General features: G+C 70.1%; 27 protein-coding genes and 1 tRNA gene. 12 read left to right on the top strand and 16 right to left on the bottom strand.

Going from position 1 to position 24687, the window contains the following annotated elements; genetic code table 11:
- Nucleotides 1-46 precede the first annotated feature (46 nt).
- Together IE140_RS13035 and IE140_RS13040 are read left to right on the top strand one after the other, a co-directional pair.
- Nucleotides 47-880: a class I SAM-dependent methyltransferase gene (locus tag IE140_RS13035; protein WP_150196729.1), complete on the top strand. Its 834-nt coding sequence runs from the start codon at nt 47-49 to the stop codon at nt 878-880.
- 108 nt (nt 881-988) lie between these two features.
- A complete protein-coding gene (locus IE140_RS13040) occupies nt 989-1399 on the top strand; it encodes a nuclear transport factor 2 family protein (protein ID WP_176741628.1) in 411 nt (136 codons plus the stop codon).
- Between the two features lie 50 nt (nt 1400-1449).
- On the opposite strand, the gene IE140_RS13045 is transcribed toward IE140_RS13040, so the two are convergent.
- The gene (locus tag IE140_RS13045; protein WP_150196730.1) at nt 1450-2256 is read right to left on the bottom strand and encodes an SGNH/GDSL hydrolase family protein; all 807 of its coding nucleotides are present in this window, start codon (nt 2254-2256) and stop codon (nt 1450-1452) included.
- A 422-nt stretch (nt 2257-2678) separates the two neighbouring features.
- Between IE140_RS13045 and IE140_RS13050 the strand changes: the two genes are divergently transcribed.
- The 3 genes from IE140_RS13050 (at nt 2679) to IE140_RS13060 (ending at nt 4934) form a co-directional block, all read left to right on the top strand.
- The gene (locus tag IE140_RS13050; protein WP_150196731.1) at nt 2679-3446 is read left to right on the top strand and encodes a DUF899 family protein; all 768 of its coding nucleotides are present in this window, start codon (nt 2679-2681) and stop codon (nt 3444-3446) included.
- 46 nt (nt 3447-3492) lie between these two features.
- Nucleotides 3493-4059, top strand: a complete 567-nt coding sequence (locus IE140_RS13055) for a GNAT family N-acetyltransferase (RefSeq protein ID WP_150196732.1) — start codon at nt 3493-3495, stop codon at nt 4057-4059.
- Nucleotides 4060-4364: 305 nt separating this feature from the next.
- Entirely contained in the window at nt 4365-4934 is a 570-nt protein-coding gene (locus IE140_RS13060; RefSeq protein WP_150196733.1) for a hypothetical protein, read from the top strand.
- Nucleotides 4935-4948: 14 nt separating this feature from the next.
- Here IE140_RS13060 and IE140_RS13065 read toward each other — a convergent pair whose 3' ends face one another.
- The 3 genes from IE140_RS13065 to IE140_RS13075 are packed head-to-tail and all read right to left on the bottom strand — an operon-like array spanning nt 4949 to nt 6841.
- The gene (locus tag IE140_RS13065; protein WP_150196734.1) at nt 4949-5359 is read right to left on the bottom strand and encodes an arsenate reductase ArsC; all 411 of its coding nucleotides are present in this window, start codon (nt 5357-5359) and stop codon (nt 4949-4951) included.
- The gene (arsB, locus tag IE140_RS13070) at nt 5352-6461 is read right to left on the bottom strand and encodes an ACR3 family arsenite efflux transporter (RefSeq protein WP_150196735.1); all 1110 of its coding nucleotides are present in this window, start codon (nt 6459-6461) and stop codon (nt 5352-5354) included. Before arsB ends, IE140_RS13065 begins: the two co-directional genes overlap by 8 nt.
- Complete coding sequence (locus tag IE140_RS13075; protein WP_150196736.1) at nt 6458-6841, bottom strand: ArsR/SmtB family transcription factor; 384 nt, start codon at nt 6839-6841, stop codon at nt 6458-6460. Before IE140_RS13075 ends, arsB begins: the two co-directional genes overlap by 4 nt.
- 90 nt (nt 6842-6931) lie before the next feature.
- Here IE140_RS13075 and arsM point away from each other — a divergent pair, with 90 nt between their 5' ends.
- Nucleotides 6932-7702 (top strand): arsenite methyltransferase, encoded by a 771-nt coding sequence (arsM, locus tag IE140_RS13080; protein ID WP_150196737.1) that lies wholly within the window; start codon nt 6932-6934, stop codon nt 7700-7702.
- Here arsM and IE140_RS13085 read toward each other — a convergent pair.
- The 9 genes from IE140_RS13085 to IE140_RS13125 all read right to left on the bottom strand — a co-directional run bounded on the left by IE140_RS13085 (nt 7673) and on the right by IE140_RS13125 (nt 15524).
- Nucleotides 7673-8245 (bottom strand): O-methyltransferase, encoded by a 573-nt coding sequence (locus tag IE140_RS13085; protein ID WP_109179488.1) that lies wholly within the window; start codon nt 8243-8245, stop codon nt 7673-7675. The genes arsM and IE140_RS13085 overlap by 30 nt on opposite strands.
- 27 nt (nt 8246-8272) lie before the next feature.
- A complete protein-coding gene (locus tag IE140_RS13090) occupies nt 8273-8509 on the bottom strand; it encodes a hypothetical protein (protein ID WP_150196738.1) in 237 nt (78 codons plus the stop codon).
- Nucleotides 8510-8722: 213 nt separating this feature from the next.
- Nucleotides 8723-9148 (bottom strand): PIN domain-containing protein, encoded by a 426-nt coding sequence (locus tag IE140_RS13095; RefSeq protein WP_150196739.1) that lies wholly within the window; start codon nt 9146-9148, stop codon nt 8723-8725.
- Nucleotides 9145-9423, bottom strand: a complete 279-nt coding sequence (locus IE140_RS13100; RefSeq protein ID WP_109197217.1) for a ribbon-helix-helix domain-containing protein — start codon at nt 9421-9423, stop codon at nt 9145-9147. The genes IE140_RS13095 and IE140_RS13100 overlap by 4 nt, the downstream gene beginning before the upstream one ends.
- A gap of 64 nt (nt 9424-9487) precedes the next feature.
- Nucleotides 9488-10381, bottom strand: a complete 894-nt coding sequence (locus IE140_RS13105; RefSeq protein WP_150196740.1) for a phosphorothioated DNA-binding restriction endonuclease — start codon at nt 10379-10381, stop codon at nt 9488-9490.
- Nucleotides 10382-10505: 124 nt separating this feature from the next.
- Entirely contained in the window at nt 10506-13178 is a 2673-nt protein-coding gene (locus IE140_RS13110; protein WP_150196741.1) for an ATP/GTP-binding protein, read from the bottom strand.
- Nucleotides 13179-13456: 278 nt separating this feature from the next.
- Nucleotides 13457-13530, bottom strand: a tRNA-Pro gene (locus tag IE140_RS13115).
- Nucleotides 13531-13558: 28 nt separating this feature from the next.
- On the bottom strand, nt 13559-14305 hold the full coding sequence (locus tag IE140_RS13120; RefSeq protein ID WP_189460386.1) for a Pr6Pr family membrane protein: 747 nt from the start codon (nt 14303-14305) through the stop codon (nt 13559-13561).
- 280 nt (nt 14306-14585) lie between these two features.
- Entirely contained in the window at nt 14586-15524 is a 939-nt protein-coding gene (locus IE140_RS13125) for a metallophosphoesterase (protein WP_093444252.1), read from the bottom strand.
- A gap of 156 nt (nt 15525-15680) precedes the next feature.
- Between IE140_RS13125 and IE140_RS13130 the strand changes: the two genes are divergently transcribed.
- Entirely contained in the window at nt 15681-16145 is a 465-nt protein-coding gene (locus IE140_RS13130) for a GatB/YqeY domain-containing protein (RefSeq protein WP_006126395.1), read from the top strand.
- A 92-nt stretch (nt 16146-16237) separates the two neighbouring features.
- On the opposite strand, the gene IE140_RS13135 is transcribed toward IE140_RS13130, so the two are convergent.
- The gene (locus IE140_RS13135; RefSeq protein WP_150195629.1) at nt 16238-18496 is read right to left on the bottom strand and encodes a transglycosylase domain-containing protein; all 2259 of its coding nucleotides are present in this window, start codon (nt 18494-18496) and stop codon (nt 16238-16240) included.
- Between the two features lie 582 nt (nt 18497-19078).
- On the opposite strand from IE140_RS13135, the gene IE140_RS13140 reads away from it, so the two are divergent.
- Nucleotides 19079-19429, top strand: coding sequence for a WhiB family transcriptional regulator (locus IE140_RS13140; RefSeq protein ID WP_176725914.1), 351 nt, complete (start codon nt 19079-19081; stop codon nt 19427-19429).
- Nucleotides 19430-19487: 58 nt separating this feature from the next.
- Here the strand turns inward: IE140_RS13140 and bagB are convergent, their stop codons facing one another.
- Both bagB and bagA read right to left on the bottom strand, forming a co-directional pair.
- Entirely contained in the window at nt 19488-21026 is a 1539-nt protein-coding gene (gene bagB, locus IE140_RS13145; protein WP_229826767.1) for an ATPase BagB, read from the bottom strand.
- On the bottom strand, nt 21023-21997 hold the full coding sequence (gene bagA / locus IE140_RS13150) for an ATPase BagA (RefSeq protein ID WP_069740843.1): 975 nt from the start codon (nt 21995-21997) through the stop codon (nt 21023-21025). The genes bagB and bagA overlap by 4 nt, the downstream gene beginning before the upstream one ends.
- A 72-nt stretch (nt 21998-22069) precedes the next feature.
- Between bagA and sp36 the strand changes: the two genes are divergently transcribed.
- The 4 genes from sp36 to IE140_RS13170 all read left to right on the top strand — a co-directional run bounded on the left by sp36 (nt 22070) and on the right by IE140_RS13170 (nt 24636).
- A complete protein-coding gene (gene sp36 / locus IE140_RS13155) occupies nt 22070-22228 on the top strand; it encodes a Sp36 family protein (RefSeq protein ID WP_003967454.1) in 159 nt (52 codons plus the stop codon).
- Complete coding sequence (locus IE140_RS13160; protein ID WP_006126400.1) at nt 22228-22698, top strand: RidA family protein; 471 nt, start codon at nt 22228-22230, stop codon at nt 22696-22698. The genes sp36 and IE140_RS13160 overlap by 1 nt, the downstream gene beginning before the upstream one ends.
- Before the next feature lie 208 nt (nt 22699-22906).
- The gene (locus IE140_RS13165) at nt 22907-23803 is read left to right on the top strand and encodes an NUDIX hydrolase (RefSeq protein WP_150195631.1); all 897 of its coding nucleotides are present in this window, start codon (nt 22907-22909) and stop codon (nt 23801-23803) included.
- A complete protein-coding gene (locus IE140_RS13170) occupies nt 23800-24636 on the top strand; it encodes an MBL fold metallo-hydrolase (RefSeq protein WP_150195633.1) in 837 nt (278 codons plus the stop codon). The genes IE140_RS13165 and IE140_RS13170 overlap by 4 nt, the downstream gene beginning before the upstream one ends.
- Nucleotides 24637-24687: the final 51 nt, after the last annotated feature.

Raw genomic sequence — 24687 nt, forward strand, 5'->3', positions numbered from 1 at the left:
AATAACCACTCGCGCCCCCGCCAGGACCGTCGGTAGCTTCCCGGGCATGTACTCCCCGACTCCGGACGACTGGCACGAGACCAACCGCGCGCGCTGGGACGAACGCGTGCCGATCCACGTGGCGAGCGACTTCTACGAGCTGGACGCGTTCCTGGCGGGCAAGGACGTGCTGCGCGCCTTCGAGCTGGCCGAGGTCGGTGACGTCACCGGCAAGACCCTGCTGCACCTCCAGTGCCACTTCGGCCAGGACACCCTGTCCTGGGCCCGGCACGGCGCCGCGCAGGTCGTGGGCCTCGACTTCTCCGAGCCCGCCGTCGAGACCGCCCGGAGCCTGGCCGGTTCGCTGGGTCTCGGCCCGGACCGGGCGGCGTTCGTCGTGGCCGACGTGTACGACGCCCCGGCCGCCGTCCCCGACTCCGCGTACGACATCGTCTACACGGGCATCGGCGCGCTCGGCTGGCTGCCCGACATCGACCGCTGGGCCGAGACCGCGGCGTCACTGGTCGCGCCCGGCGGGTTCCTCTACCTGGCGGAGTTCCACCCGCTGACCGACTCGATGGACACGACCGGTTCGGTGGTCACCGACGACTACTTCAGCCGGGACGCCTGGGTCGACGAGACGCCGGGCACGTACGCCGACCTCGACGCGGCGACCGTGCACAACCGCAGCGTCGAGTGGCAGCACCCGGTGGGCCGGGTGGTGACGGCGCTCGCCGCGGCGGGGCTCCGGATCGAGTTCCTCCACGAGCACGATGTCTCGCTCGTCCAACGGTTCGACACGCTGGAGCGCCACGCGGACGGCCACTACCGCTTCGCGGCGGGCCGCCCGAGGATCCCGCTGATGTACTCGATCAAGGCGTCGCGCCCGGCGGAGCGGTAGAGACAACCGCAGGTGGGAGCGGCACCGCGGGGCTTCTCCGGCCGATTGTCAGTGGTGGGGCCCACACTCTTCTCCATGACCGACAAGAGCGGAAACAGCGTTACGGGGATGACGACGACGGCAGCGCTGCGCGGGGCGGTGGAGACGTACTGGGCGGCGGCCGAGGCGCGCGACTGGGGCGCGTTCGGGGCGACCCTCGCCGAGGACGTGGTGTACGAACTGCCGCAGACGCGCGAGCGGATCCGCGGCAAGGAGCGGTATCTCCGGTTCAACGAGGAGTATCCGGGCGACTGGCACGTCCGGGTCGAGCGGATCGTCGCCGACGCCGAGGGCCGGCAGGCCGCGGCCCGGACCGGGTTCACGGTGACGGGGGAGCAGGAGGGCGAGCCGGACGAGGAGTTGGACGCCATCCACTTCTTCACGTTCGACGAGGCGGGTCTGATCACCGGGGTGACCGACTTCTGGCCCGAGTCGTACGAGCCTCCGGCCGGCCGGGAGCACCTGGTCGAGCGCTACTGAGAACGGCGGTCCACCGGTCGCCCGGTGAACCGCCGTTTCCCCCTGAGGTCCTACACCGCCGAGCGGAAGGCGGGCAGGTAGCCGCCCGACTGCCCTGCGGCCTTGGGGTGGTAGGAGTTGTAGACCGGGAGGGTGACGCTGTGGAGCCAGGCGTCGCCCGAGCACAGCTCGTGTCCGGTGAACTCGTCCACCACGCTGGAGAAGGTGAACCCGGCGTCGGCGGACCGCTTGGCGATGACGTCGTTCAGCACGTTCGACGCGTTGTTGATCGCGGCCCGTTCGGCCTCGCTGAGCCCGGCGATGCAGCTGCCGGACAGCTGGTAGAAGCGGGGGTAGCCGAGGACCACGACCTGGGCCTGCGGGGCGCGGGCCCGGATGCCGTCGTAGAGCGAATCCAGGCTGCCGGGAAGAGTGCTGTTCATCTGCCCGACGGCCGCGTCCACGCCGGCGAGACAGGTGGCCTCGCTGCCGAGGACGCAGTCCTGCATGACGTCGGCGAACCCGACGTCATTGCCTCCGGCGGTGACGCTGACCAGCGACGTGGACGCGCTGAGCACGCCGAGCTGGCTGCTCGCCACGGACGAGGTCGTCGCCCCCGAGCAGGCGACGAAGTCGAACGAGGCGGGGGAGTTGGCCGCCTGCCACAGGTAGGGGTAGGCGGCGGTGCTGCGCCGGCAGTCGCCGCTGTCGGAGATGTAGCTTCCGGCGCCGACGCCCGAGGAGTAGGAGTCGCCGAGCGCGACATAGCCGCCTGCGGCGGCCGAGTCGGCCGCGGAGGCCGGACCGGCGACACCGATGGCCGCCACGGCGGCGATCGCGAGAGTGGAGAGAGATGCCCAAATTCTTCGTACTGACATGGCTGCCAGCCCTTCGAAGCGTGGGGGGATGTGGGGATGGGCAGTTTCTAGCAGCTCTCGGTACCCGTCGGTAATGGCCGTGCGAGAAGTCGTCTGATATGCCCGAATGATCGTTCGGTGGGTCGTGCTCCGCGCGTAGATAAACCTCAACTCGGTGACGGGGTAGCTAAGTTCGGGGGAATCCCGTGTGCCCCGGCGAACCCTCGTGAGACCGGTGAGTTCATCCGGACGGCTCAACGCCGGGCGCGTACGGGGGTGCTGAGGTTCAGCCTCCGGAGTACGGTCGGTCTCCGGGTAACCCGGCTCGCCGGGCGGGGAGCTGGATCGGCCCGGGCGCTCCTGGGAAACTCGCGTGCCCGCGGACGGAGCCGACCTCCGGCCGGCGGGGGGCGCGCGACGACGTACGACGACGGGACACGACCGTGACCGAGCACGACAGCAGCACGCCGGACCCCGACCGCGCACCGGCCCGGCCGCCGGTGGCCGACCGTGCCGCCTTCGAGGCCGAACTGGGCGCCTTGCGGCTCCGCGAGAAGGCACACACCAGAGAGGGCGACGCGATCGCGGCGGCCCGCCGCCGACTGCCGATGGTCGAGGTGGACGCCGGCCTCGAACTCACCGGCCCGGACGGCCCGGTGACCCTGCTCGACGCGTTCGAAGGACGCCGGCAGCTGATCGCGTACTACTTCATGTGGCACGACGGCCACGAGTCGGCCGACCAGTGCGAGGGCTGCACCTGGGTCACCAACCAGGTGCGGGAGCTGGAGTTCCTGCACTCCCGCGACATCACCTACGCGGTCTTCTGCCAGGGCCCGTACGAGGAGAGCCGTCGCTACCGGGACTTCATGGGCTGGGAGATGCCCTGGTACTCCGCACTCCCGTCGAACGACGAGCTGCTGACCGGACGCCAGGTCGGCAGCATGCACATCGTCTGCTACCTGCGCGAGGGCGACCGGGTCTACGAGACGTACTGGACGACGCTGCGCGGGGTGGAGGTGATGGACTACGACTACGCCCTGATGGACCTGACCGTGTACGGCCGCCAGGAACTCTGGGAGGACTCGCCCTCCGGCTGGCCGCAGACCATGGACGCGCCCCCGGAGCACCCCATGCGCACCAACGGCCGCCCGATTCCGCAGTGGTCGCGCATCGAGGCGGGCCGCTCGGACGACCTGACGCCCGGCTCCTGAAGAGGCGGCCTGCTGACGCCGGCTCACCTCGCCGTAGTCTCGTGCCATGCCCCCGGCCGATGACACGACGTACGAGATCCGCACCGCCACCCCCGAGGACACCGGGCTGGTCGAAGCGCTGGACGGTTCTTTCACCACGGCCACGGTCTTCCGGGTGGAGATGGCCGAGAACGGCTTCACTCTGCGGGAGACCTCGGTGGACCCGCCGCTGACCAAGGTGTTCCCGGAGGACGAGGACGACGATGAGGCCGAGGAGGACGGGGCGAAGGAGGGGAACCCCACCTTCCTTGCCGTAGCCCCCGACGGCTCCCTGGCAGGCTTCGTCTCGGTCACGTACGCACGGTGGAACCGCCGCCTCACGATCGAGGACATCGAGGTCGCCCCCGGGCACCGGGGCCGAGGCGTCGGCAGGGCGCTGATGTCCCGGGCGGAGGAGTTCGCCCGGGAGCGCGGCGCGGGCCACATCTGGCTGGAGGTCACCAACATCAACGCCCCCGCGATCCACGCGTACCGCCGGATGGGCTTCTCGCTCTGCGGCCTGGACACCTCGCTCTACGAGTTCACGGCCTCGGCGGGCGAGTACGCGCTCTACCTGAGCAAGCCCTGCCGCTGAGGCGGCCCTGCGCGGCCGGATGCGGGGCCTGCCGGGGCCTCTGCCAGGGTGCCCCTCTCGCACGCGCAACTCCCCCATTGGTCAAAGTTCAAGCATGTGATGTTGGCAAACCGAACCTCTGTGCATAGGTTGCACGGGGCAAGAACCACTTGCCGATCAATCAGCCGGGGGTGGGGACGGTGACGTTCATCCTGGAGGAATCCTCGGGTCCGGTCAGTGCGGCCCTCGGTCGGCGGAGGTCGGCCCCTTCCGCGCGCGTCGACAGAGGCTGACCCGGTATGCCACGGCAGCAGAAGCATCCGGCGGTGGACGCGGCCCTCGGCCGTCGTCGGACGCGCCTCGGCACTGCCTGGATCGTCGGCCTCCTGGCTCTGCCCTTTGCCGGGCTCGCCGTGTCGACGGTGGTCGGACTGCATCCCGGAGTGCTGCTCGTCGGCACCGGGTTGGCCGCTCTCGTCGGGTTCGTGCTGATCAGCGAGATGCCCACGGGCCGGAATCGAGGTCAGACCAGCGGCAGTCTGCTGACGGCACGGACCCCCACGGGCCTTCGTACCGTCGACCTGGCGCAGATCGAGAGTGTCCTGCTGCTGACGAGCTTTTCCCGAGGCGGAGTCTCGGACCGGATCGTTCTGGTACGTGACGGCAACGGCGTGCTGCTCGGGCTGAGAGAGCAGACCGACGTTCGGCGCGTACGTCGCGCACTGGACCGGAGAGCGCCGCAGGGTGGTCCGCCGCGTGTCAGCGGCGCCGCGGCCGCCTACCTGGGCATGACCCGCGACGGAACAGCCCGTCACACGGTGCTGAGCTGGCTGGCCACGGTGCTCGGTATCTGCTGCTACCTCAGCGCTGTCGCGGTGTTGGCCCGCGCGGTGTAGCGAGCGATCCGGCTCTACCGCGGGGCGATCCCGGCCAGCAGGGCCTCGACGCGCCGCCGGATCTCGTCGCGGATCGGACGGACGGCGTCGACACCCTTGCCCGCCGGATCGTCGAGCTGCCAGTCGAGGTACGTCCTGCCGGGGAAGACCGGGCAGGCGTCACCGCACCCCATGGTGATCACGTAGTCGGAGGCCTGGACGGCCTCGGCGGTGAGGACCCTGGGTGCGGCGGAGGCGATATCGATGCCGACTTCGGCCATGGCGGCGACGGCGGCCGGGTTGACCTGGTCGGCAGGCAGGGACCCGGCGGATTGCACGAGGACACGGTCACCGGCGAGATGGGCGAGGAATCCGGCGGCCATCTGGGAGCGCCCGGCGTTGTGGACGCAGACGAACAGGACCGAGGGCTTGGCGGTGTCAGACATGGGCGGGGCCTTCCGGGGCGGCGGCGGGTGACGCGGCAGAGGCGCCGGGGTCGGGGAAGAAGCGGCGGGCGGCGAGCGCCACGTACACGAGGCCGATGAGGACGGGCACCTCGATGAGGGGGCCGACGACTCCGGCGAGGGCCTGTCCGCTGGTGGCGCCGAAGGTGGCGATGGAGACCGCGATGGCCAACTCGAAGTTGTTGCCCGCGGCCGTGAACGCGAGCGTCGTCGCCTTCGGGTAACCCAGCCCGACAGCCTTGCCCAGAGCCATGGACCCGGCCCACATGAGCGCGAAGTACACCAGGAGCGGCAGCGCGATCCGGACGACGTCGAAGGGCCGGGAAGTGATGGCGTCACCCTGGAGGGCGAAGAGCACGACGATGGTGAAGAGCAGTCCGTACAGGGCGAACGGCCCGATGCGCGGGAGCAGTTTCGTCTCGTACCAGATGCGGCCTTTCGCTCTCTCGCCGAGCAGGCGGGTCAGAAAGCCGACGGCCAGCGGGACGCCGAGAAAGATCAGAACGCTGCGGGCGATCTCCCACACCGACACGTCCAGCACGGTCTGCTCCAGGCCGAGCCACCCCGGCAGTACGGACAGGTAGAACCAGCCGAGCAGGCCGAAGGCGAGGACCTGGAAGACGGAGTTGAGGGCGACCAGGACGGCGGCGGCCTCGCGGTCACCGCAGGCGAGGTCGTTCCAGATGATGACCATGGCGATGCAGCGGGCGAGCCCGACGATGATCAGGCCGGTGCGGAACTCCGGCAGGCCCGGCAGGAAGATCCAGGCCAGGGCGAACATCAGCGCCGGTCCGAGCACCCAGTTCAGCACCAGCGAGGGAACGAGGAGCCGGCGGTCGCCGGTGACGGTGCCCAGGCGGTCGTAGCGGACCTTGGCCAGCACCGGGTACATCATCACGAGCAGCCCGAGAGCGATCGGCAGCGAGACGCCGGTGACGGTGACCTTCGCCAGGGCGTCGCCGAGCCCGGGAACGAGCCGCCCCAGACCGAGACCGGCGGCCATGGCCACCAGGATCCACACCGCCAGGTAACGGTCCACGAAGGACAGCCGAGCCGCGACGGGAGCGGCGACGTGCCCCCTCAAGGCGAGCCCTCCGAGGCGGCGGGCTGTCCGGGCCGGGTGAGAACCCCGGCGAGCTTGTCGACGGTCCCCGGCAGCAGCCAGTAGTACACCCACGTGCCGCGCCGCTCGCAGTCGATGAGCCCGGCCTGCCGCAGCAGCTTGAGGTGGTGGGAGATGGTCGGCTGGGACAGATCGAACGCCGGGGTGAGATCACAGACACAGATCTCGCCACCTTCACGCGAAGCGATCATCGACAGCAGCCGCAGCCGCACGGGGTCGCCGAGCGCCTTGAACACCTTGGCCAGCTCGACGGCCTGCTCCTCGTCGAGAGGCGCGGCCAGCAGGGGGGGGCAGCAGCCGCTCTCGTCCTGGCCGAGCACGACCAGCTCTTGTTTCGACATACGTCTATGTTGACGAACTTCGATACAGGAAGCAAGCTTGCATAGAGGAACGTCAAAACAGCCGGTCCCCATCGCCCCGGAGGCATTGCCATGAGTGACCACTCCACCGACCTGCGCGAGACCGTGCGCGAGCGCTACGCCGCCGCTGCCGTCCAGGTCACCGAAGGCGGCACGGCCTGTTGCGGCCCGCAGCCCATCGAGGCCGACGCCACCTTCGGCTCGACCCTCTACGCCGCCGACGAACGCGACGCCCTCCCCGCCGAGGCCGTCGCCGCCTCCCTCGGCTGCGGCAACCCCACCGCGGTCGCCGACCTCCACGAAGGCGATCGGGTCCTCGACCTCGGCTCCGGGGGCGGCATCGACGTACTCCTCTCCGCCCGCCGCGTCGGCCCCACCGGCAAGGCGTACGGCCTGGACATGACCGAGGAGATGCTGGCCCTGGCCCTGGCCAACCAGAAGAAGGCGGGCGCCACGAACGTCGAGTTCCTCAAGGGCACCATCGAGGCGATCCCCCTCCCGGCGAACACCATCGACGTCGTCATCTCGAACTGCGTCATCAACCTGTCCACCGACAAGCCCGCGGTCTTCGCCGAGATGTTCCGCGTACTGGCCCCCGGCGGCCGCATCGGCATCTCCGACGTCGTGGCCGACGACCGGCTCACCCCTGACCAGCGGGCGGAGCGCGGAGACCACATGGGCTGCATCGCCGGCGCGCTGTCCTTCACCGAGTACCGCGAGGGACTGGCGGCCGCCGGCTTCACGGACATCGAACTCATCCCCACCCACGCGGTGGCCGACGGCATGCACTCGGCCACAGTCCGCGCCACGAAGCTAAGTGCGGCGCGCCGCGACAACCACTGAACTGGTAGGCGTTGTCAGCACTTCGGTGGCGTCCAGGGCGGGATGGGTGAGGTAGAAGAGCCGGAGCTCATCCACTTCACCCTCGAACCGAGGCGGCCAATGAGGCGACGGGGTGAAGTCGTCCAGAAGGAGAAGCCCGCCGGGGGCAAGCAGCTCAACGACCTTCTCGGGGTCGTCCCGCTTGCCTCCGCCGTCGCAGAAGAAGACATCGAAGGGGGCATGCCGCTCCAGCAGCCGCCAGTCCCCGGTAAGGACGCTGACCCGGTCGTCGCCCACGAACACCCCAGCAGCGCGCCGGGCCAGCTCCTCGTCACGCTCCACGGTGACGAGCCGGGCACCCGCCCCGAGCCCACTGTGCAGCCAGGCGGTACCCACGCCGGAGCCCGTGCCGCTCTCCGCAACGACTCCGCAGGGCTTCGAGGCGGCGGCCAGCGCGAGCAGCCTGCCCACCTCGGGAACGCAGCTCTTCTTGAACCCCGCCTCGGAGGCGACCTGCTCGGCAGCCACCACACGAGGCGGGACGGCACGCTCTGTCATGATCACGAACCCCCCTTGGACGTGCGCATGACGTTACCCGTCGACCGAATCGCCGGTGTCGGAGATCTGTCGCGCAAACCTCTCGACGACCTGCGGCACGACGCGTTGGGCATCCTCGGCCTGCAGAGCTTCAACGAGAGCCTGATGCACTTCGGCGTACGGCCGTCCGCCGTATGAGGCGCGGGTGCGATCAACCGCCCGCTCGACCTTGGCGAGGTACGCAGCAACGGCCGGCATGGACTTGTCGTACTCGCTCGGATCGGTGGTCATGTGCCCAGCCGATCAGCGTGGAGCAGTTGGGTCAAGGCCAGAACGCCTATGTGCCGCACCTGGTGTTTCAGCTGTCGGGGCGGCGGAATTCGAACCCACGACCTCTTCGTCCCGAGTGAGGATCGGTCAACTACCTTTCCGGCGCCCACCGGTGCCAGGAAGTCGAGTCGGCCACTCTCTTTGCCGTCCGCGGCTGGAGGGGCGCGGGTCGGGTCAGACCTTCTTGACGACCATCGTGTCCGGGACCAGCTTCTCCAGGTCGTCGACGTCCGAGGCGAAGACGGTGACCTGCCCCCTCTGCTGTCGCGCGATGACGGCGAGCACGGCATCGATCGCGTACTTGTGGCCGTGCAACTTGGCGTCGGTCAGAAGTCGACGCGCCTGACGAGCCTCGTCCTTCCCGATGTCGACGACCTGGAGCCGGGACAGTACCCAGTCCCAGCGCTGCTCGGTCGTTCTGCCGTCGTACGCCTCGACCGGTGTCATCGGGGACGTCACCACTTCGGCCTCCCCGCGTGCCGCGAGGTCGAGCCAGGCGATCATCTTCCGGTCGCCGCGTACCGCAAGGGACAGGGCTTCGCAGTCCAGTACGAAGACGCGGCGGGGTCGCTGTCCGTGCTCGGCGGCTCGCTTCTTCACGCAGCCTCTCCAGCGTGGTGCTTTCCGGCGGTTCGACGCTGCTCGTGTTCGGCGTCGAGTTCGTCCAGCTCGACGAGCGCTGCCGCATGCTCGTCCTCGGTGATGGGGCCGTGCTCTTCCTGTAGCCAGTCGACCAGTTCCAGGAGCCGGTCCCGATCACGCTTGAAACGCAGTGCCTCGGCGACATACGCCGACAAGCCCCGCTCTGCCGCGTCCGCGCGGATCTCGTCCAGGAGGTCCTCGGGAATCGTCACGGTTACCTTCTTCGTCGCCATACAAGAGACCACACTCCCGGTATCACGCTCCATACCAGCGGGTCACGTGACAGGCGCTCGGCGATCAGGCGGCCGGGGCGGGGCGTGGGCTGCCGTGGAAGACCTGGCTGGTGTGCCAGGAGCGGTGGACCGCCGCAACGGGACTGGCACCCGGTTGAGGTCCGATGAGCGGGCGGCCGACGAGCGCTATGACGTGCTCGCGGGCGGCGGGGCTGTGGCCGACGAAGCGTTGCGAGACCAGGATGCGGTGACTGTCACCGATGCCGAGGACACCCTTGTCGAAGAGCTTGTGGTGCAGTGAGCACAGGCACAGGCCGTTGTCGACGTCGTCAGGGCCGTCCAACGCCCACCAGCGCACATGCGCGGCCTCCAGCCCGACCGGCACCGCGCCGATCCTGCCGTCGTAGCCGCAGAAGGCGCACCGGTACTCGTATGCCGTCAGGACCTGCTCCCGCATCCGGGGATCCCGCCGCCCGCGCACGGCCGAGAACTGTCCGCTCCCGGTCGGCTCCAGCTCCAGACCGACGGCTTCACAGAGATCGCCGTGGAGCGAGGGAGGGAAGTTCAGGTCGAGCAGGACCCGTGCCATCCGGCCGAGCAACGACGGCTCGCGCCGTAGCGCCGCCCGTAGTTCCGGCGTCAGCCGCCCTGCGGCTCCGATCTCCCGCAGCTCCCGCACGCCACTGCCGGGGGTGCCCGGTCCGCGATCCGTGCGCACCTCCCACACGCCATCGCTCACCAGATGGTGGAACGGGTAGGCGGGCGTCGTTCTCTTGGGCGGACCGTACTCGGCCAGCAGCCGTCCGAGGTCGTCCTCCACCGCGCTGTACCGCAGTTCACCGTCGGCGTCCCGCTGGAAACACCCGAGTGCGTACAGGAACAGCAGCGGCTTGTGCGGAGCGCGGGTCCCGCTTCTGCTCCACTGCCTCAGCTTCGCGGCACGCTCCAGCCAGTCCATGACCGGCGATCGTAGTGGCGTTGGGGTGCGGTGGTTTCGAGGGGGCATGGGGAGCGGATCGGCTTCCTGATGGCGCCCGGACATCGTGGGGTCACCGGCTTCGTACGACGTTGCCTGTTGCGGCCTAACACGTCGTGCCGAGGCGACTGCGACGGGTCTGAACCAGGTGCCGCCATCGTTCGCGCGTCTGTCGTTCTCCGTTGATCCACCGAGCTTGTGCGGTGTGCTCGGGGAACGGAAGGCCGGCCATGAAGTACGCGATCTCGACGTAGTAGGCGTAGTCGCCGCTCTGCGTGAGTTCTCGCAGGCGGGTGATCGTGTCGACGAGGACGTCCTGGGCGTCGAGAACGGCGTGGTGGAAGCACAGGGCCAGTTGCAGTTTCGCCGCGGCGTAGGAAATACCGGAGACACCGATCTCGGCGAGCAGCGCGGCCGCCCGGTCGGGCACGTCCGCGGAGAAACCGGCGTCGCGTACGAGCGCGGCGATGCGAACGGTCATCTCGCTGGAGCGCAGGCTGAGGCGCGACAGCAGCTGGTCCACCAGCTCGAGTTCATCGTCGGCGCGGAGCGGGTCGGCGAAGGAGACGGCGAAGGCGAGATGCGCCTGGACCATGGCGGTCTCACCGACCGCACCGTGTTCTTCGGCCTCGCTCCTGGCCGCCAGGTAGGCGGCGGTCGCCCGCTCCATGTCCCCCTGCACCCACCACACGTCTCCCAGCACCCGATGATGCCGCCCCTCCCAGCCCAGCCTCCCTGCGGCCTCCACCGCCGTCGGGAAATCTCCGGAGAGTCGGCTCAGGTGTGCCAGGCCGCGTCGAGCGGCGGAAGCGAGCCGACCGTCGGCGGCAGCGACGCGCTGCATACCGCGCCGCGAATCATCGGTCAGGCCGAGGTCCCGCTGGGCCTTCGCCAGGTAGTACGTGGCCAGTTCAACCAGGTCATCCGGGAGCAGCCGCGATGCAAGGACGGCAGATAGTCGAACGACTGTGCGTTCACGGTGTTCATGCTGGCGCCGGGCGATGGCGCTGAGTGTTTCCACCAGGGCGTCCGCCGCAGTCTGCAGGCCGTCCGACGACCTGGCATCGGCTGCGGGAAGTGCCAGCGGTTCCCAGATGGAGTCCCCTACGTACTGGAACGCGGCATCGGTGAGCCAGCCGAGATCGAGACGGAAGTCCCGTGCAAGGAGCAGCCCTTGCTGGAGACAGCCGACCAGCACGGCGCGGTCGCGTCGCAGGTCCTGGCGCCACTGGGATTCCAGGGCAGGGAAGGCGCGCTGGGCCGCGCGCTGCCAGTCCTGGTCCGACCAGCGGTCGTCACTGCCGTCGTCCGCGTTGCGCACGGCGGCGCGGATCAAGTCGTGGACATGGAAGGGCCACACACCGGAGGAGGACTCCCGGATGAAGGGGCGCTCGGTCAGCCGTAGGGCGGGCGCATCGTGGCTCATACCGGCGACCTCGGTGGCCAGAGGAACAGAGAACGCGTCGAGCAGGCTGACCGAGCGGAGTACGTCGCGTTCCTCGGCGGTCAGGTCGCTGAGGGTACGGGCGATCAGCGCGGGGAAGTCGTGGTCGAAGTCGGTGACCTGTGGCTGCCTGCCGCCGCGTCGAAGTTCCAGGTAACGCATGACCGACAGGTCCAGGTGCAGGGGCAGCCCGTGGGAACGCTCGGCGATGATCCGGCGGACCGGTTCGTCGATCAGCGGCTGCCCGTCGCGGCTGAGCCTGCGGGCCAGATAGTCCTCGCAGTCTTCACGGGAGAAGTCGCCGATCAGGGTCTGGCGGCCGGATACACCTGACCCGCTGTGTGCTGCGTCGGAGACGAGGCCGGGCCAAGTGTTCGGCCCGGTCCAGTCGAGTTGCCCTTCCAGGCATGTCTCCGCCCACTGAAGGCGGTTGCGTCCGGTGACGACGAAGAACACGTTGGGCATCAGCCACACGATGCGCTGGAGCAGGCGCTCGAAGTCGCGGTGGGTGCGGTCGCCGGTGTCCTCGAAGGTGTCCAGCAGGATCACGGGTAGCGCGCTGTTGCCGGCCGTGAGTCGGGCCAGGTCCCAGGCAAGCAGGTGCGGGTAGAAGCTGAGGGCTTCCAGGTCGGGCTCGGCTTCCAGGAGGTCGGCCAGACGGGAGCAGCCGGCGAGGGCGCGCACGGACTGGCGCCGCTCGCGTAACGCCTTGATGAGCGCTCCGGCCCCGTGCCCGAGCGCACCCCCGACGGTGCCGGGCAGGAGCAGTGCTTGCGCCACGTCGCTGAGGGCCGACTGAATCTGCTGAGGCAGGGCGGCAGCGGCGCTGAAGCGGCTCAGCAGTCCGCCCCGGCGCAGGTAGTCCTCGATCGGGTCGCCCGGGTGGTTGTGCTCCCAGTAGCGGCGCAAGGCGAGGTCGAAGGCGGGCATCGGCCGCCCGAGCGCGGCGACGGCAAGACGGATGGTGAGGATGACACGCTCGAAGTCCATGCCCGCGGCGCGCGCGAGGTCGATGCGGACCGGCAGCGTCCGCATCTCGGGGTGGGTCGGTGATTCCCACTGCACGGGGCGGTGCCCGCTGCTGGCGAGCGACGCCTCGATCTTGCGGGAGAGCGTGGACTTGCCGATCCCGCCCACACCATGGAACACCAGGATGTTGCGGCGGGGAGCCTCCAGGTCCGCCACATCGAAGTCCGCACGGGTCACGTGCCGTATGTGCTCAGCGAGGCCGACGGTCACCGCTTGCCACTGGGCCTGCCGGTTCGTGAACGCCTCACTGGCGGCGATGCTCCGGTCGTTCGAGCTGAACAGCGTTCGAAGATCCCGCCCTGCCACCGCTCCCCCTGACAATCAACTGGAGCCAATCTATGCTCCCTTGAAGTCAGCCTGGCAAGCTCGCGTTCAGGCAGCGTGTGCAGGTCGCATCCGGCACGTTGCACTTCGGGGATGGCCTTGCCGCCGCGCCAACGGGCACACCCTCTGTAACACCCACGTGATCCCCTCCCCGGGCGCCCGGAAACTCTGGGACCTGGCGCGGGACTAACGATCACCAGAGATGCGGCAGGGGCCTGACCCGCGATGCGGATCAGGCCCCTGACCTGGTGTTTCAGCTGTCGGGGTGGCGGGATTTGAACCCACGACCTCTTCGTCCCGAACGAAGCGCGCTGCCAAGCTGCGCTACACCCCGATGTCCACCGGACTCCCGGCGACATCGATTACTTTAGCCCACCGGCGGCCGGAGGCGAAATCCGGTTTCTTCGGTGCCGGATCCACCCCGCCACGTTCGGCCGGAGGTGGTCCGCGGCGGTGATCAGCGTGGCCAGGGCGGTGAAGAGGAGGCCGAGGGCAAGGGCCTGGGTGAGGGTGCCCGTGTAGCCGTACGTGTCGACGTCGAGGAACGGGTACGGGTAGCGGGCCGGGGAGCCGGGGGCGAGCAGGGCTCCGCGGGTCAGGGTCAGGGCCAGGTAGGCCGCGGGGGCCGTCAGCCAGAGCGGGATGTGGGCCAGGCGCAGGGTCCGCGGCGCGGTCAGCAGGAGCCAGTCCGCGGCGACCGCCAAGGGGGTCACCGTGTGGAGCAGGGCGGTTGCTGCCAGGGGCCAGGCGGAGGAGGGCGCCGGGGCCTCCGTGTAGTTCACCAGCACCAGGTGGTGCATCAGGCCGGTGAGCGCCGCGAGCAGGAGCACCCCTCCCGTCAGGTACGGCGGGAGCGGCGGCGCGCCTCGCCAGGAACGTACCGCCGACCAGCCGAAGGCCACCGCGACCAGCAGGTTCGCCAGGACCGTGAAGTGGACCAGGGGTGGTGGGGTGGACCCGGTCGCCAGTGTGATGGCCGGACCCGCCGTCGCCGCACCGCACGCCAGGGCGCGCAGGGCCGTGGTCCAGGGGCGGCGGGCAGCGGCGGGGGCCGGGAGCACCTCTGCCGCCCGGGGGCGGGGGAGCAGGGCGGTCCGGGGCGCGGTCATGATTCGTACCGTAAGGGGGTGGGAAGACCCCCGCGATTCGTCGGCCGCCGTCCGCAGACACGCCGCGTCCGCGGCCCCGTGACGTGCGCAGCCCTCGCGTACGCGGCCCGTGACGTACCCGGCCCGTGACCTGCAGGGCCCGCCCCGTCCGCAGCCCGTGACATACCCGGCCCGTGACTACAGGGCCCACCGCGTCCGCAGCCCGTGACGTGCGCGGCCCTTCGCGTCCGCGGCCCGTCGCGTCCCTCTATCCGCGCCGCCCAGGCACCCCCGCGCTCCCTCAGGCCTTCGGCGCCAGCGTCAGCAGCGTCGCCTCGGGCGGGCAGGCGAAGCGGACCGGGGTGTAGCGGTTGGTGCCGCAGCCCGCGGAGACGTGGAGGTAGGCGCGCTGGTCGCCGACCGTGTGGCTCGACAGGCCCTTGACCCGGTCCGTGTCCAGGTCGCAGTTGGTTACCAGCGCCCCGTAGAACGGGATGCACAGCTGGCCGCCGTGCGTGTGGCCCGCGAGGATCAGGGGGTAGCCGTCGGCCGTGAAGGCGTCCAGGGAGCGCAGGTACGGGGCGTGGACGACGCCGATCGAGAGGTCGGCGCCGGACTCCGGGCCGCCCTGGACCTCGGCGTAACGGTCCCGCTTGATGTGCGGGTCGTCCAGGCCGGTGAACGCCAGCTCCATGCCCTCCAGCTTGAGCCGGCCCCGGGTGTTCGACAGGTCCAGCCAGCCCGCCTCGTCGAAGGCGTCGCGCATGGGCTCCCACGGATTGTGGACGACGCCGACCGCGGGCGCGTTGCCGTTGAGGCCGTGCTTGCCCTGGACCTTCTCCAGGAGGTAGCGGGCCGGGTTGCGGAGCTTGGGGCCGTAGTAGTCGTTGGAGCCGAAGACGTACACGCCCGGGAACTCCATCAGCGGGCCCAGCGCGTCCAGCAGCTCGGGCACCGCGTCCGGGTCGGAGAGGTTGTCGCCGGTGTTCACCACGAAGTCGGGGCGCAGGCCCGCCAGCGACTGGAGCCAGGCGCGCTTCTTGCGCTGACCGCACACCATGTGGATGTCGGAGACCTGAAGCACGCGCAACGGCCGCGCCCCGTGCGGGAGTACGGGAACGGTGATCCGTCGCAGGCGGAACGAGCGGGCCTCGAATCCGGCGGCGTAGGCCAGTCCGGCAGCGCCGACCGCCGCGCCGACTGCCGTGACTTTCAGGGGTACTCCGTAACGTGCGCGCATGCGCCCATCGTCGCAGAAGCGGAACGCCCGGAGAAAAGGCGAGAGGGAGGCGAGAGGGAGGCGAGAGGGAGGGCGAGGAGGAGGCGAGAGGAAGGGCGAGGGGAGGGGAGGGAAATCGGTGGGCGGTTCCCGCCCCGCACCTGTCACAATCACGGCATGACCACGCTCAAGTCCAAGCTCAAGGAAGACCTCCACACGGCCATGAAGGCGCGTGACGAGCTGACCTCGTCCACCCTTCGGCTCACCCTCACCGCGATCACGAAGGAAGAGGTCAGCGGCACGTCGGCGCGCGAGCTCTCCGACGACGAGGTGCAGAAGGTGATCGCCAAGGAGGCGAAGAAGCGCCGTGAGGCGGCCGAGGCCTTCGCCCAGGGCGGCCGGACCGAGCAGGCCGAGCGCGAGAAGGCGGAGGGCGAGCTGCTGGAGGGCTACCTGCCCAAGCAGCTCACCGACGACGAGCTGAACGTCATCGTGGCGTCCGCCGTCGAGGAGGCCAAGGCCGCCGGAGCCGAGGGGCCGCGCGCGATGGGCGCGGTCATGAAGATCGTCAACCCGAAGGTCGCCGGGCTCGCCGAGGGCGGCCGGGTCGCCGCCGCGGTGAAGAAGCTCCTCGCCGGCTGAACTGACGCCGAGGGAGCAGCAGGGCAAGGAAAAGGGGTGGGCGCCCGGTTCTCGACCGGGCGCCCACCCCTTTCACCAACAGCCCTGTACGGTCAGGGGCCCTCGTTGCCGCCGCCTCGGCCGCCGCTGCCCGGTCCGCCGATCACGCCCTCCGGGAGCTCGATTCCGGGGAACCGGTTGCCGTCGTCGCCGGGCTTGTCGTCGTCGTCACCGCGGTCACGGTCGCGGCCGCGGCCCCGGTCACGGTCGCCCTTCTCCTTGTCCTTGTCCTCCTTCTCCTTGCCGCGAGGCACGGGGACGGTGTTGAACCCGGGAGTTTCGGACGCGTCCAGCGCTCCGGTCATCGCGATGCGCCAGATCGGGCCGGGCAGACAGCCACCGCAGACCTTGTCGTAGTACTGGCCGCCGATGGTGACGTTGAACATCGAGCTCTTCTCGCCGATGTCGTCACCGACCCACACAGCGGTGGACAGGTTCGGCGTGTACCCGACGAACCAGGCGTCCTTGCGGTCGTTGGTCGTACCGGTCTTGCCCGCGTTGTCCCGGTCGCTGAGCCCGGCCTGCGTACCGGTGCCGTCCTCGACGACGCCCTTGAGCATCTGGTTGATCGTGTCCGCGGTCCGCTCGCTCATCGCGCGCGAGCAGGACGTCTTCGGCACGTCGAGCGACTTGCCCTGCGGGTCCTTGATGGACTCGATGGCGATCGGCGTGCAGTACGTGCCGCGGTTGGCGAACGCGGCGTAGGCGCCGGCCATGGAGAGCGGCGTGCTCACCTCACTGCCGAGGGTGATCGACGGGTTCTCGACGATCTTCTTGCCGTCACCGCGCTCGTAGCCGACCTTCTTGGCCATCTCGACGGTCTCGCAGAGGCCGGCCTTCTGCTCCAGCATCGCGAAGTAGGTGTTGATGGACTTGCCGAGCGCGCTCGTCATGTCCCAGGTGCCCTTCTCGGACTCCAGCTCGTTCTGGAGCTGCCAGGGGGCGTAGCCGGCCGGGGAGCCGGAGCAGTTGCGGAAGTCCTGCTCCTGGAGCGTCATCTTCCAGTCCGAGGAGAACGTCGTCGCCGGGCTGATGCCCTTCTCCAGCGCCGCCGCCGCGGTGAACGGCTTGAACGTGGAGCCGACCTGGAAGCCGTAGGTGCTGCCGCCCATCTTGTTGCTGACGGCGAGGTTCAGGACGGTCTCGTTCTGCTTCTGGTCGAGGCCGTACGGGCGGGACTGGCCCATCGAGAGGATCTTGCCGCTGCCCGGCTGGACCTGCACCACGGAGGCCGCGAACTTGTCGTCCTTGTTGACCTTCGCGGTGGCGGCCTCGTTGGCGGCCTGCTGGGCGCGCGGGTCGAGCGTGGTCCGGATGGTCAGACCGCCGAGGTTCCAGAGCTTGGCCCGGTCCTCGTCGGTCTTGCCGAAGGCCGGGTCGGTGAGGATCGTCTTGCGTACGTAGTCGCAGAAGAAGCCGGAGCCGCTGACGGCGGTGATGCAGCCGTTCTTCGGCCGGGACACCTTCAGCTTGATGGGCGTCTCCATGGCCTTGTCGGCCTCGGCCTGCGAGATGGCCTTGACCGCGGCCATCCGCGCCAGCACGGTGTTGCGGCGCTTGGTCGCTTCCTCCGTGTCGTTGACCGGGTCGTAGCGGCTCGGGGACTGGACGATGCCGGCGAGCAGCGCGGCCTCCTCCAGCTTGAGGTCCTTGGCGTGCTTGGAGAAGTAGCGCTGGGACGCGGCCTCGATGCCGTACGCCTGCTGCCCGAAGAACGTGATGTTGAGGTAGTTCTCCAGGATCTTCTTCTTGCCGAGCTCCTCCTCGACCTGGATCGCGTACTTCAGCTCGCGGACCTTGCGGCCGAGCGTCTGCTGCGTGGCCTGGGCGACCTTCTCCGGGTCGTCGCCCGCCTCCTCGACGAAGACGTTCTTCACGTACTGCTGGGTGAGGGTCGACGCGCCCTGCGCGGTCCCGCCCGCCTGCACGTTGCGGTTCATCGCGCGCAGGATGCCCTTGAGGTCGACCGCGCCGTGCTCGTAGAAGCGGGAGTCCTCGATCGCGATGATCGCGTCCTGCATGTACGGCGAGATGTCCTTGAGCGGAACGACCGTGCGGTCGCGGGAGTACACCGTGGCGATGGTGCCGCCGTCGCGGTCCTGGATCGTGGTCCGCTGACTGAGCGGTGGCGTCTTGAGGTTGGAGGGGATCTCGTCGAACCCTTCGACCGTCCCCTTGGCGGCGAGCCCCAGCGCTCCGGCTGCGGGCAGCGCGATGCCTGCCAGGACAGCTCCGGAGAGCGCGGCGACACCGACGAACTTGGCGGCCTGCTGAGTCGTGGTGAGACCGCCGCCCGAGCGCTTCTTTGGCATAGGGGGCAGCCTAATCCGTAGTGATGAACGTGTCGCAGGAGCAGGGGGCTCTCGGAGCGTTCCCGTACCAGACCGTGACATCCGGGCGGAGAATCGGGCCGGGCGGAGACACGGCACACCGTCACGGCGCGGGCACGCGGACGCGGAGGGCCTACGTTCCCATTCGCCGGACAGACGGGCAGGCGTTGGCCTAAGCTGCTCTCAACTGTCACAGCAGTCCGGTTCCGTATCAAGCCCCCTGTCGCCCCATGCGCATCTTCTGGTCATTCTTCGTCCGGTCGATGTGCCACCGCACCGCCCTTCCCGCATCCATCGAGGCGCTCCCGAAATCGCCCCGTATGTCGCGAGAAGTCCGTTGCGACTTGAGTGCACTGTCCCCTTTTCATGGTGATGGTCGCGTATGTCCTCGGCTCACTCCCCTGGGTGATCTGCCGCATACGCATAGTCCGTTCGGACCATTCAAGATTGGGCCCGAAGGGGGTGTTGTGCTGTCCCCACCTTCCGTAACGTCCTCAACTGGCAGCGGTGAATATGCCGCTACCGCCGTGGGGGAGCCTCGATTCGGGAGAGGACGGCGCCGGCATGGGCTGGGTAACCGACTGGAGTGCGCAGGCAGCCTGCCGCACTACCGATCCGGATGAACTGTTCGTACAAGGGGCAGCGCAGAACAGAGCCAAGGCGGTGTGCACCGGATGTCCGGTGCGGACCGAGTGCCTGGCCGATGCGCTCGACAATCGCGTCGAATTCGGCGTGTGGGGCGGAATGACGGAGCGGGAGCGCCGCGCACTGCTGCGCCGCCGACCGACCGTCACGTCCTGGCGCCGACTGCTGGAGACCGCACGCAGCGAGTACGAGCGGTCCACCGGCATCCTGCCAGGAGTCATCGGGCTGGACGACGAGGAGCTGCAGGAGACGTACGCCGCGGTGGGATAGCGCTCCGGGTACGCCACGGTGGGACAACGCTCCGACCGCGCCGCCCGGCGCGTCGGCTCTACGCCGCTCCGGCAGGGGCCGGGGTGGAACCGTCCGCCAGCCGGTCGCCGATGGCCCGGAGGCCGTCCAGGTCGTGTACGTCGCCGGGGAGCGCCTCCACGGCCGTCACCGGCACCTCCGGGTGGAGCACGGTGAAGCGCTCGCGCGTGCGGTTCTCGCGGGCGACGACCTGCATGCGCTCGGCGTGCAGGCGCAGGAGACCCGCCGTCAGTTCCTCGATGCTGATGACGTCGGTCGCGTCGGTGTCCGACGCTCCGGTCACGTCGGCCATGTCCATCGCATGGGCGGCGTCGACGGTGTCGCCCTCAGGGGCGGTCGCGGCATGCGCGATGTTCTCGTGGGGCGGCTCGTTCTCCGTCGTGTCCTGGTGCTCGGCTGAAGTCTGCGGGCCGGCCGCCTGCCCGGCCTCGGGGGAGAGGAGCGGCTCGGTCGTTCCGGAAGCGGTGACCGCAGGGTCGGGGGCTACCCGGTCACCAAAGCCAGCTTTCCCGGCCCTCTGATCCACAATGCGGGCGTCGTCAAGATTTTCTGCGGCGGTCAGCGCCTGCTCCGCGGAGAGTCGCGAGGCCTCGCTGCCGTGCACGCGATTGAGGACCAGACCGGCCAGGGGCATGTCCTCGGCGGCCAGCCGTTCCACGAAGTAGGCGGCCTCGCGCAGGGCGTCCTGCTCCGGCGTCGCGACGACGAGGAAGGCCGTGCCGGGCGCCTGGAGCAGCTTGTACGTGGCGTCCGCGCGGCTGCGGAAACCGCCGAACATGGTGTCCATCGCGGCGACGAACGTCTGGACGTCCCGCAGGAACTGGCCGCCGAGCAGCTTCCCCAGCGTGCCGCTCATCATCGACATGCCGACGTTGAGGAACTTCATCCCGGCCCGGCCGCCCACCTTCGCGGGCGCCATCAGCAGCCGGATGAACTTCCCGTCGAGGAACGACCCGAGCCGCTTCGGCGCGTCCAGGAAGTCCAGCGCGGAGCGCGAGGGAGGGGTGTCGACGATGATCAGGTCCCACTCGTCGCGCGCCCGCAGCTGCCCGAGCTTCTCCATCGCCATGTACTCCTGCGTACCGGCGAACCCGGCCGACAGGGACTGGTAGAAGGGGTTCTCCAGGATGGCCTTCGCCCGTTCGGCGTCGGCGTGCGCCTCGACGGTCTCGTCGAAGGTCCGCTTCATGTCGAGCATCATGGCGTGCAGTTCGCCGTCGCCGTCGATGCCGTCGACCCGGCGGGGCACGTTGTCCAACTGGTCGATGCCCATGGACTGGGCGAGCCGGCGGGCCGGGTCGATGGTGAGGACGACGACCTTGCGGCCGCGCTCGGCCGCCCGTACGCCGAGGGCCGCGGCGGTCGTGGTCTTGCCGACGCCGCCGGAGCCGCAGCAGACGACGATCCGGATGCCGGGGTCGTCCAGCAGCGCGTCGGTGTCCAGTCCGGCTCCGGTGGCCGCGTCCGGCCCGTCTTCGGTGCTCGCGTCCGGCCCGTCTTCGGCTGCCGTGCCCGTGCCCGTGTCCCTGTCCGTACCCGTGTCCGTACCCGCGCTCATGCGTCCCCCTCTTCCCCCGCGCCCTGCTTACGGAGCTCCGTGGCCAGGTCGTGCAGCGCGGCGAGGTCCACCCCGTCGCCCATCAGCGGCAGCTCCGCCGTCGGCAGGCCGAGGCCGGCCAGCACCGCGCGCTGCTCCCGCTCCAGGCCGACCCGCTCCGCGTGCTCGGCCGCCTGCGCGACCAGGGGACGTACGAGGGCGGCGGAACCGGTCACTCCGGCCCGGGTCAGCGCCTTGGCGATCTCCTTGCGGCGGCCGCCCGCCGCGGTGCGCAGGGCGTCCTCGTCCAGCAGATGCGGGCGGACCATGTTCACGAAGACGCTGCCCACGGGCAGTTCGGCGGCGCGCAGCTCGGCGATGCCGTCCGCGGTCTCCTGGACCGGCATCTCCTCCAGGAGGGTCACCAGGTGGACCGCGGTCTGCGGGGACTTCAGAACCCGCATCACCGCCTGGGCCTGGTTGTGTATCGGGCCGATCTTCGCCAGCCCGGCCACCTCGTCGTTCACGTTCAGGAACCGGGTGATCCGGCCGGTCGGCGGGGCGTCCATGATCACGTGGTCGTAGACGAACCGGCCCTGCTTGTCCTTGCGGCGCACGGCCTCGCACGCCTTGCCGGTCAGCAGGACGTCCCGCACGCCCGGCGCGATGGTGGTGGCGAAGTCGATCGCGCCGAGCTTCTTCAGGGCGCGGCCGGCGCTGCCGAGCTTGTAGAACATCTGGAGGTAGTCGAGGAGGGCGCGTTCGGCGTCGATCGCCAGCGCGTACACCTCGCCGCCGCCCGGCGCGACGGCGATCTTGCGCTCCTCGTAGGGCAGCGCGTCGGAACCGAAGAGCTGGGCGATGCCCTGCCTGCCCTCGACCTCGACGAGGAGGGTGCGCCTGCCCTCGGTCGCGAGGGCGAGCGCGAGGGCGGCGGCGACCGTGGTCTTACCGGTACCGCCCTTGCCGCTGACGACCTGGAACCTGCTCACGTATTCGAGCCTAACCAGTCCTGCCCCGGCCTACGCACGGGACCGTACGTGCCAGGCGTTACAGTCGGGCCCATGACCAAGTGGGAATACGCGACCGTGCCCCTTCTCGTGCACGCGACGAAGCAGATTCTGGACACCTGGGGCGAGGACGGCTGGGAGCTGGTCCAGGTCGTTCCCGGCCCGAACAACCCCGAGCAGCTCGTGGCCTACCTGAAGCGGGAGAAGGCGTAGTGGCGGGCGCCGTCGAGTCGCGCCTCGCCGAGCTGGGGCTGACCCTGCCCGCCGTCGTGCCGCCGCTGGCCTCGTACCAGCCGGCCGTGCAGTCCGGGGTGTACGTGTACACCTCGGGCCAGCTGCCGATGGTGGACGGCAAGCTCGCCGTCACCGGCAAGGTCGGTGCCGAGGTCACGCCGGACGAGGCGAAGGAGCTCGCGAAGACCTGCGCGCTCAACGCGCTCGCCGCCGTGAAGTCGGTCGCCGGTGACCTGGACCGGATCAAACGCGTCGTGAAGGTCGTCGGCTTCGTCGCCTCGGCCTCCGACTTCACCGGCCAGCCCGCCGTGATCAACGGCGCCAGCGAACTGCTGGGCGCGGTCCTCGGCGACAAGGGCGTGCACGCCCGCAGCGCCGTGGGCGTCGCCGTGCTGCCGCTGGACGCCCCGGTCGAGGTCGAGGTCCAGGTGGAGCTCGTCGAGGCCTGAGGCCCCTGCCCGTACGTTCCTCGTACTTCTCGTACGTCCCCGATCCCGCCCGGTCCCCGCGACCGGGCGGGATCGCGTGTGTACGGGGGCCGTGAGCGGTCGGATCGTGTGTGTACGGGGCATGGCCGGCGTGTACGGGGCATGTCGGGTCGCCGTGATGATCAGGGAGCCCCTCGAACATCGGCGCGGTTCCGGATAGCCTCCGGCCATGTCCCAAGGTCAGTGGTACCCCCCGGAATGGCCCGACCGGATCCGGGCCCTCGCCGCCGGTGAGCTGACGGCCGTGACGCCCCGGAGGGCCGCCACGGTGATGCTGCTCCGCGATCCCGGGCCGCAGGCCCCGACCCCCGGGCCCGTCGTGCACATGCTGCGCCGCCGTACGTCGATGGCGTTCGCCGGAGGCGCGTACGCCTATCCGGGCGGCGGAGTCGATCCGCGCGACGACGACCGGCTGATCGGGTGGGCCGGGCCCCCGTTGGAGCACTGGGCCGGCAGGCTCGGCGTGGCGACGGTCACCGAGGCGCAGGCCGTCGTCTGCGCGGCGGTGCGCGAGACGTTCGAGGAGGCGGGCGTCCTGCTCGCCGGGCCGACCGCCACGACCGTGGTCGGCGACACGACCGGGGACGACTGGGAGGCCGACCGGGAGGCGCTGGTCGCCCGGGACCTGTCGTTCGCGGAGTTCCTGGACCGGCGCGGCCTGGTGCTGCGCTCGGACCTGCTGGGGGCCTGGGCGCGCTGGATCACCCCGGAGTTCGAACCGCGCCGCTACGACACCTGGTTCTTCGTTGCGGCGCTCCCCGAGGGGCAGCGCACCCGGGACGTCTCCACGGAGGCCGACCGTACGGTGTGGATCGCCCCGGCGGGGGCCGCCCGCCGCTACGACGCGGGCGAGCTGCTGATGATGCCGCCCACCGTGACCACCCTGCGGGCCCTCGCGCCGTACAGGACGGCCGCGGAGGCCCTGGAGGCCGCAGACGTGCAGGACATGACCCCGGTCCTCGCGCAGGCCCGGCTGGAGGGCGACGAGCTGGTGCTGACCTGGCCGGGACACGACGAGTTCACCAAACACGTGCCCGCGGCGGGCGGGGGAGGCGGTGCCGCATGACCGACGCAACCGCCCTCCCCGGACAGCCGCGCGGAGCCGTCGTCTCCGGGCCCGCGACCGCTCGTGCGGTCAACGTCCTCGCGCCCAACCCGTCCGCGATGACGCTCGACGGGACGAACACCTGGATCGTGGCCGAGCCGGACTCGGACCTCGCCGTCGTCATCGATCCCGGGCCGCTCGACGACGTACACCTGCGGGCCGTGATCGACGCGGTGGAGCACGCCGGGCGGCGCGTGGGCCTCACGCTGCTCACCCACGGTCACCCCGACCACGCGGAGGGAGCGGGCCGGTTCGCCGAGCTGACGGGGACGAAGGTACGGGCCCTGGACGCGGCGCTGCGGCTGGGCGACGAGGGGCTCGGGGCGGGCGACGTGATCACCACCGGCGGCCTGGAGCTGCGCGTGGTGCCGACGCCGGGGCACACCGCGGACTCGCTCTCGTTCCATCTCCCCGCCGACCGGGCGGTGCTGACGGGCGACACGATCCTCGGCCGCGGTACGACGGTGGTCGCGCATCCGGACGGACGGCTCGGCGACTACCTGGACTCGCTGCGGCGGCTGCGGTCGCTGACGGTGGACGACGGCGTCCACACGGTGCTGCCGGGGCACGGGCCGGTGCTGGAGGACGCGCAGGGGGCGGTGGAGTTCTACCTGGCCCACCGCGCGCACCGGCTCGCCCAGGTGGAGACGGCGGTGGAGGCCGGGCACCGTACGCCGTCGGACGTGGTGGCGGCCGTGTACGCCGACGTGGACCGCTCCCTGTGGCCGGCCGCCGAGCTGTCCGTGCGGGCGCAGTTGGAATACCTGACCGAGCACGGGCTGATCCAGGGCTGAGCCCCGGATCAGCGTCTGGCCCCGGGTCAGCGTCAGGGGCCGGATCGGCGT

Origin of the sequence: Streptomyces parvus (assembly GCF_014648875.1) — a bacterium.
GTDB classification, from domain to species: domain Bacteria; phylum Actinomycetota; class Actinomycetes; order Streptomycetales; family Streptomycetaceae; genus Streptomyces; species Streptomyces parvus.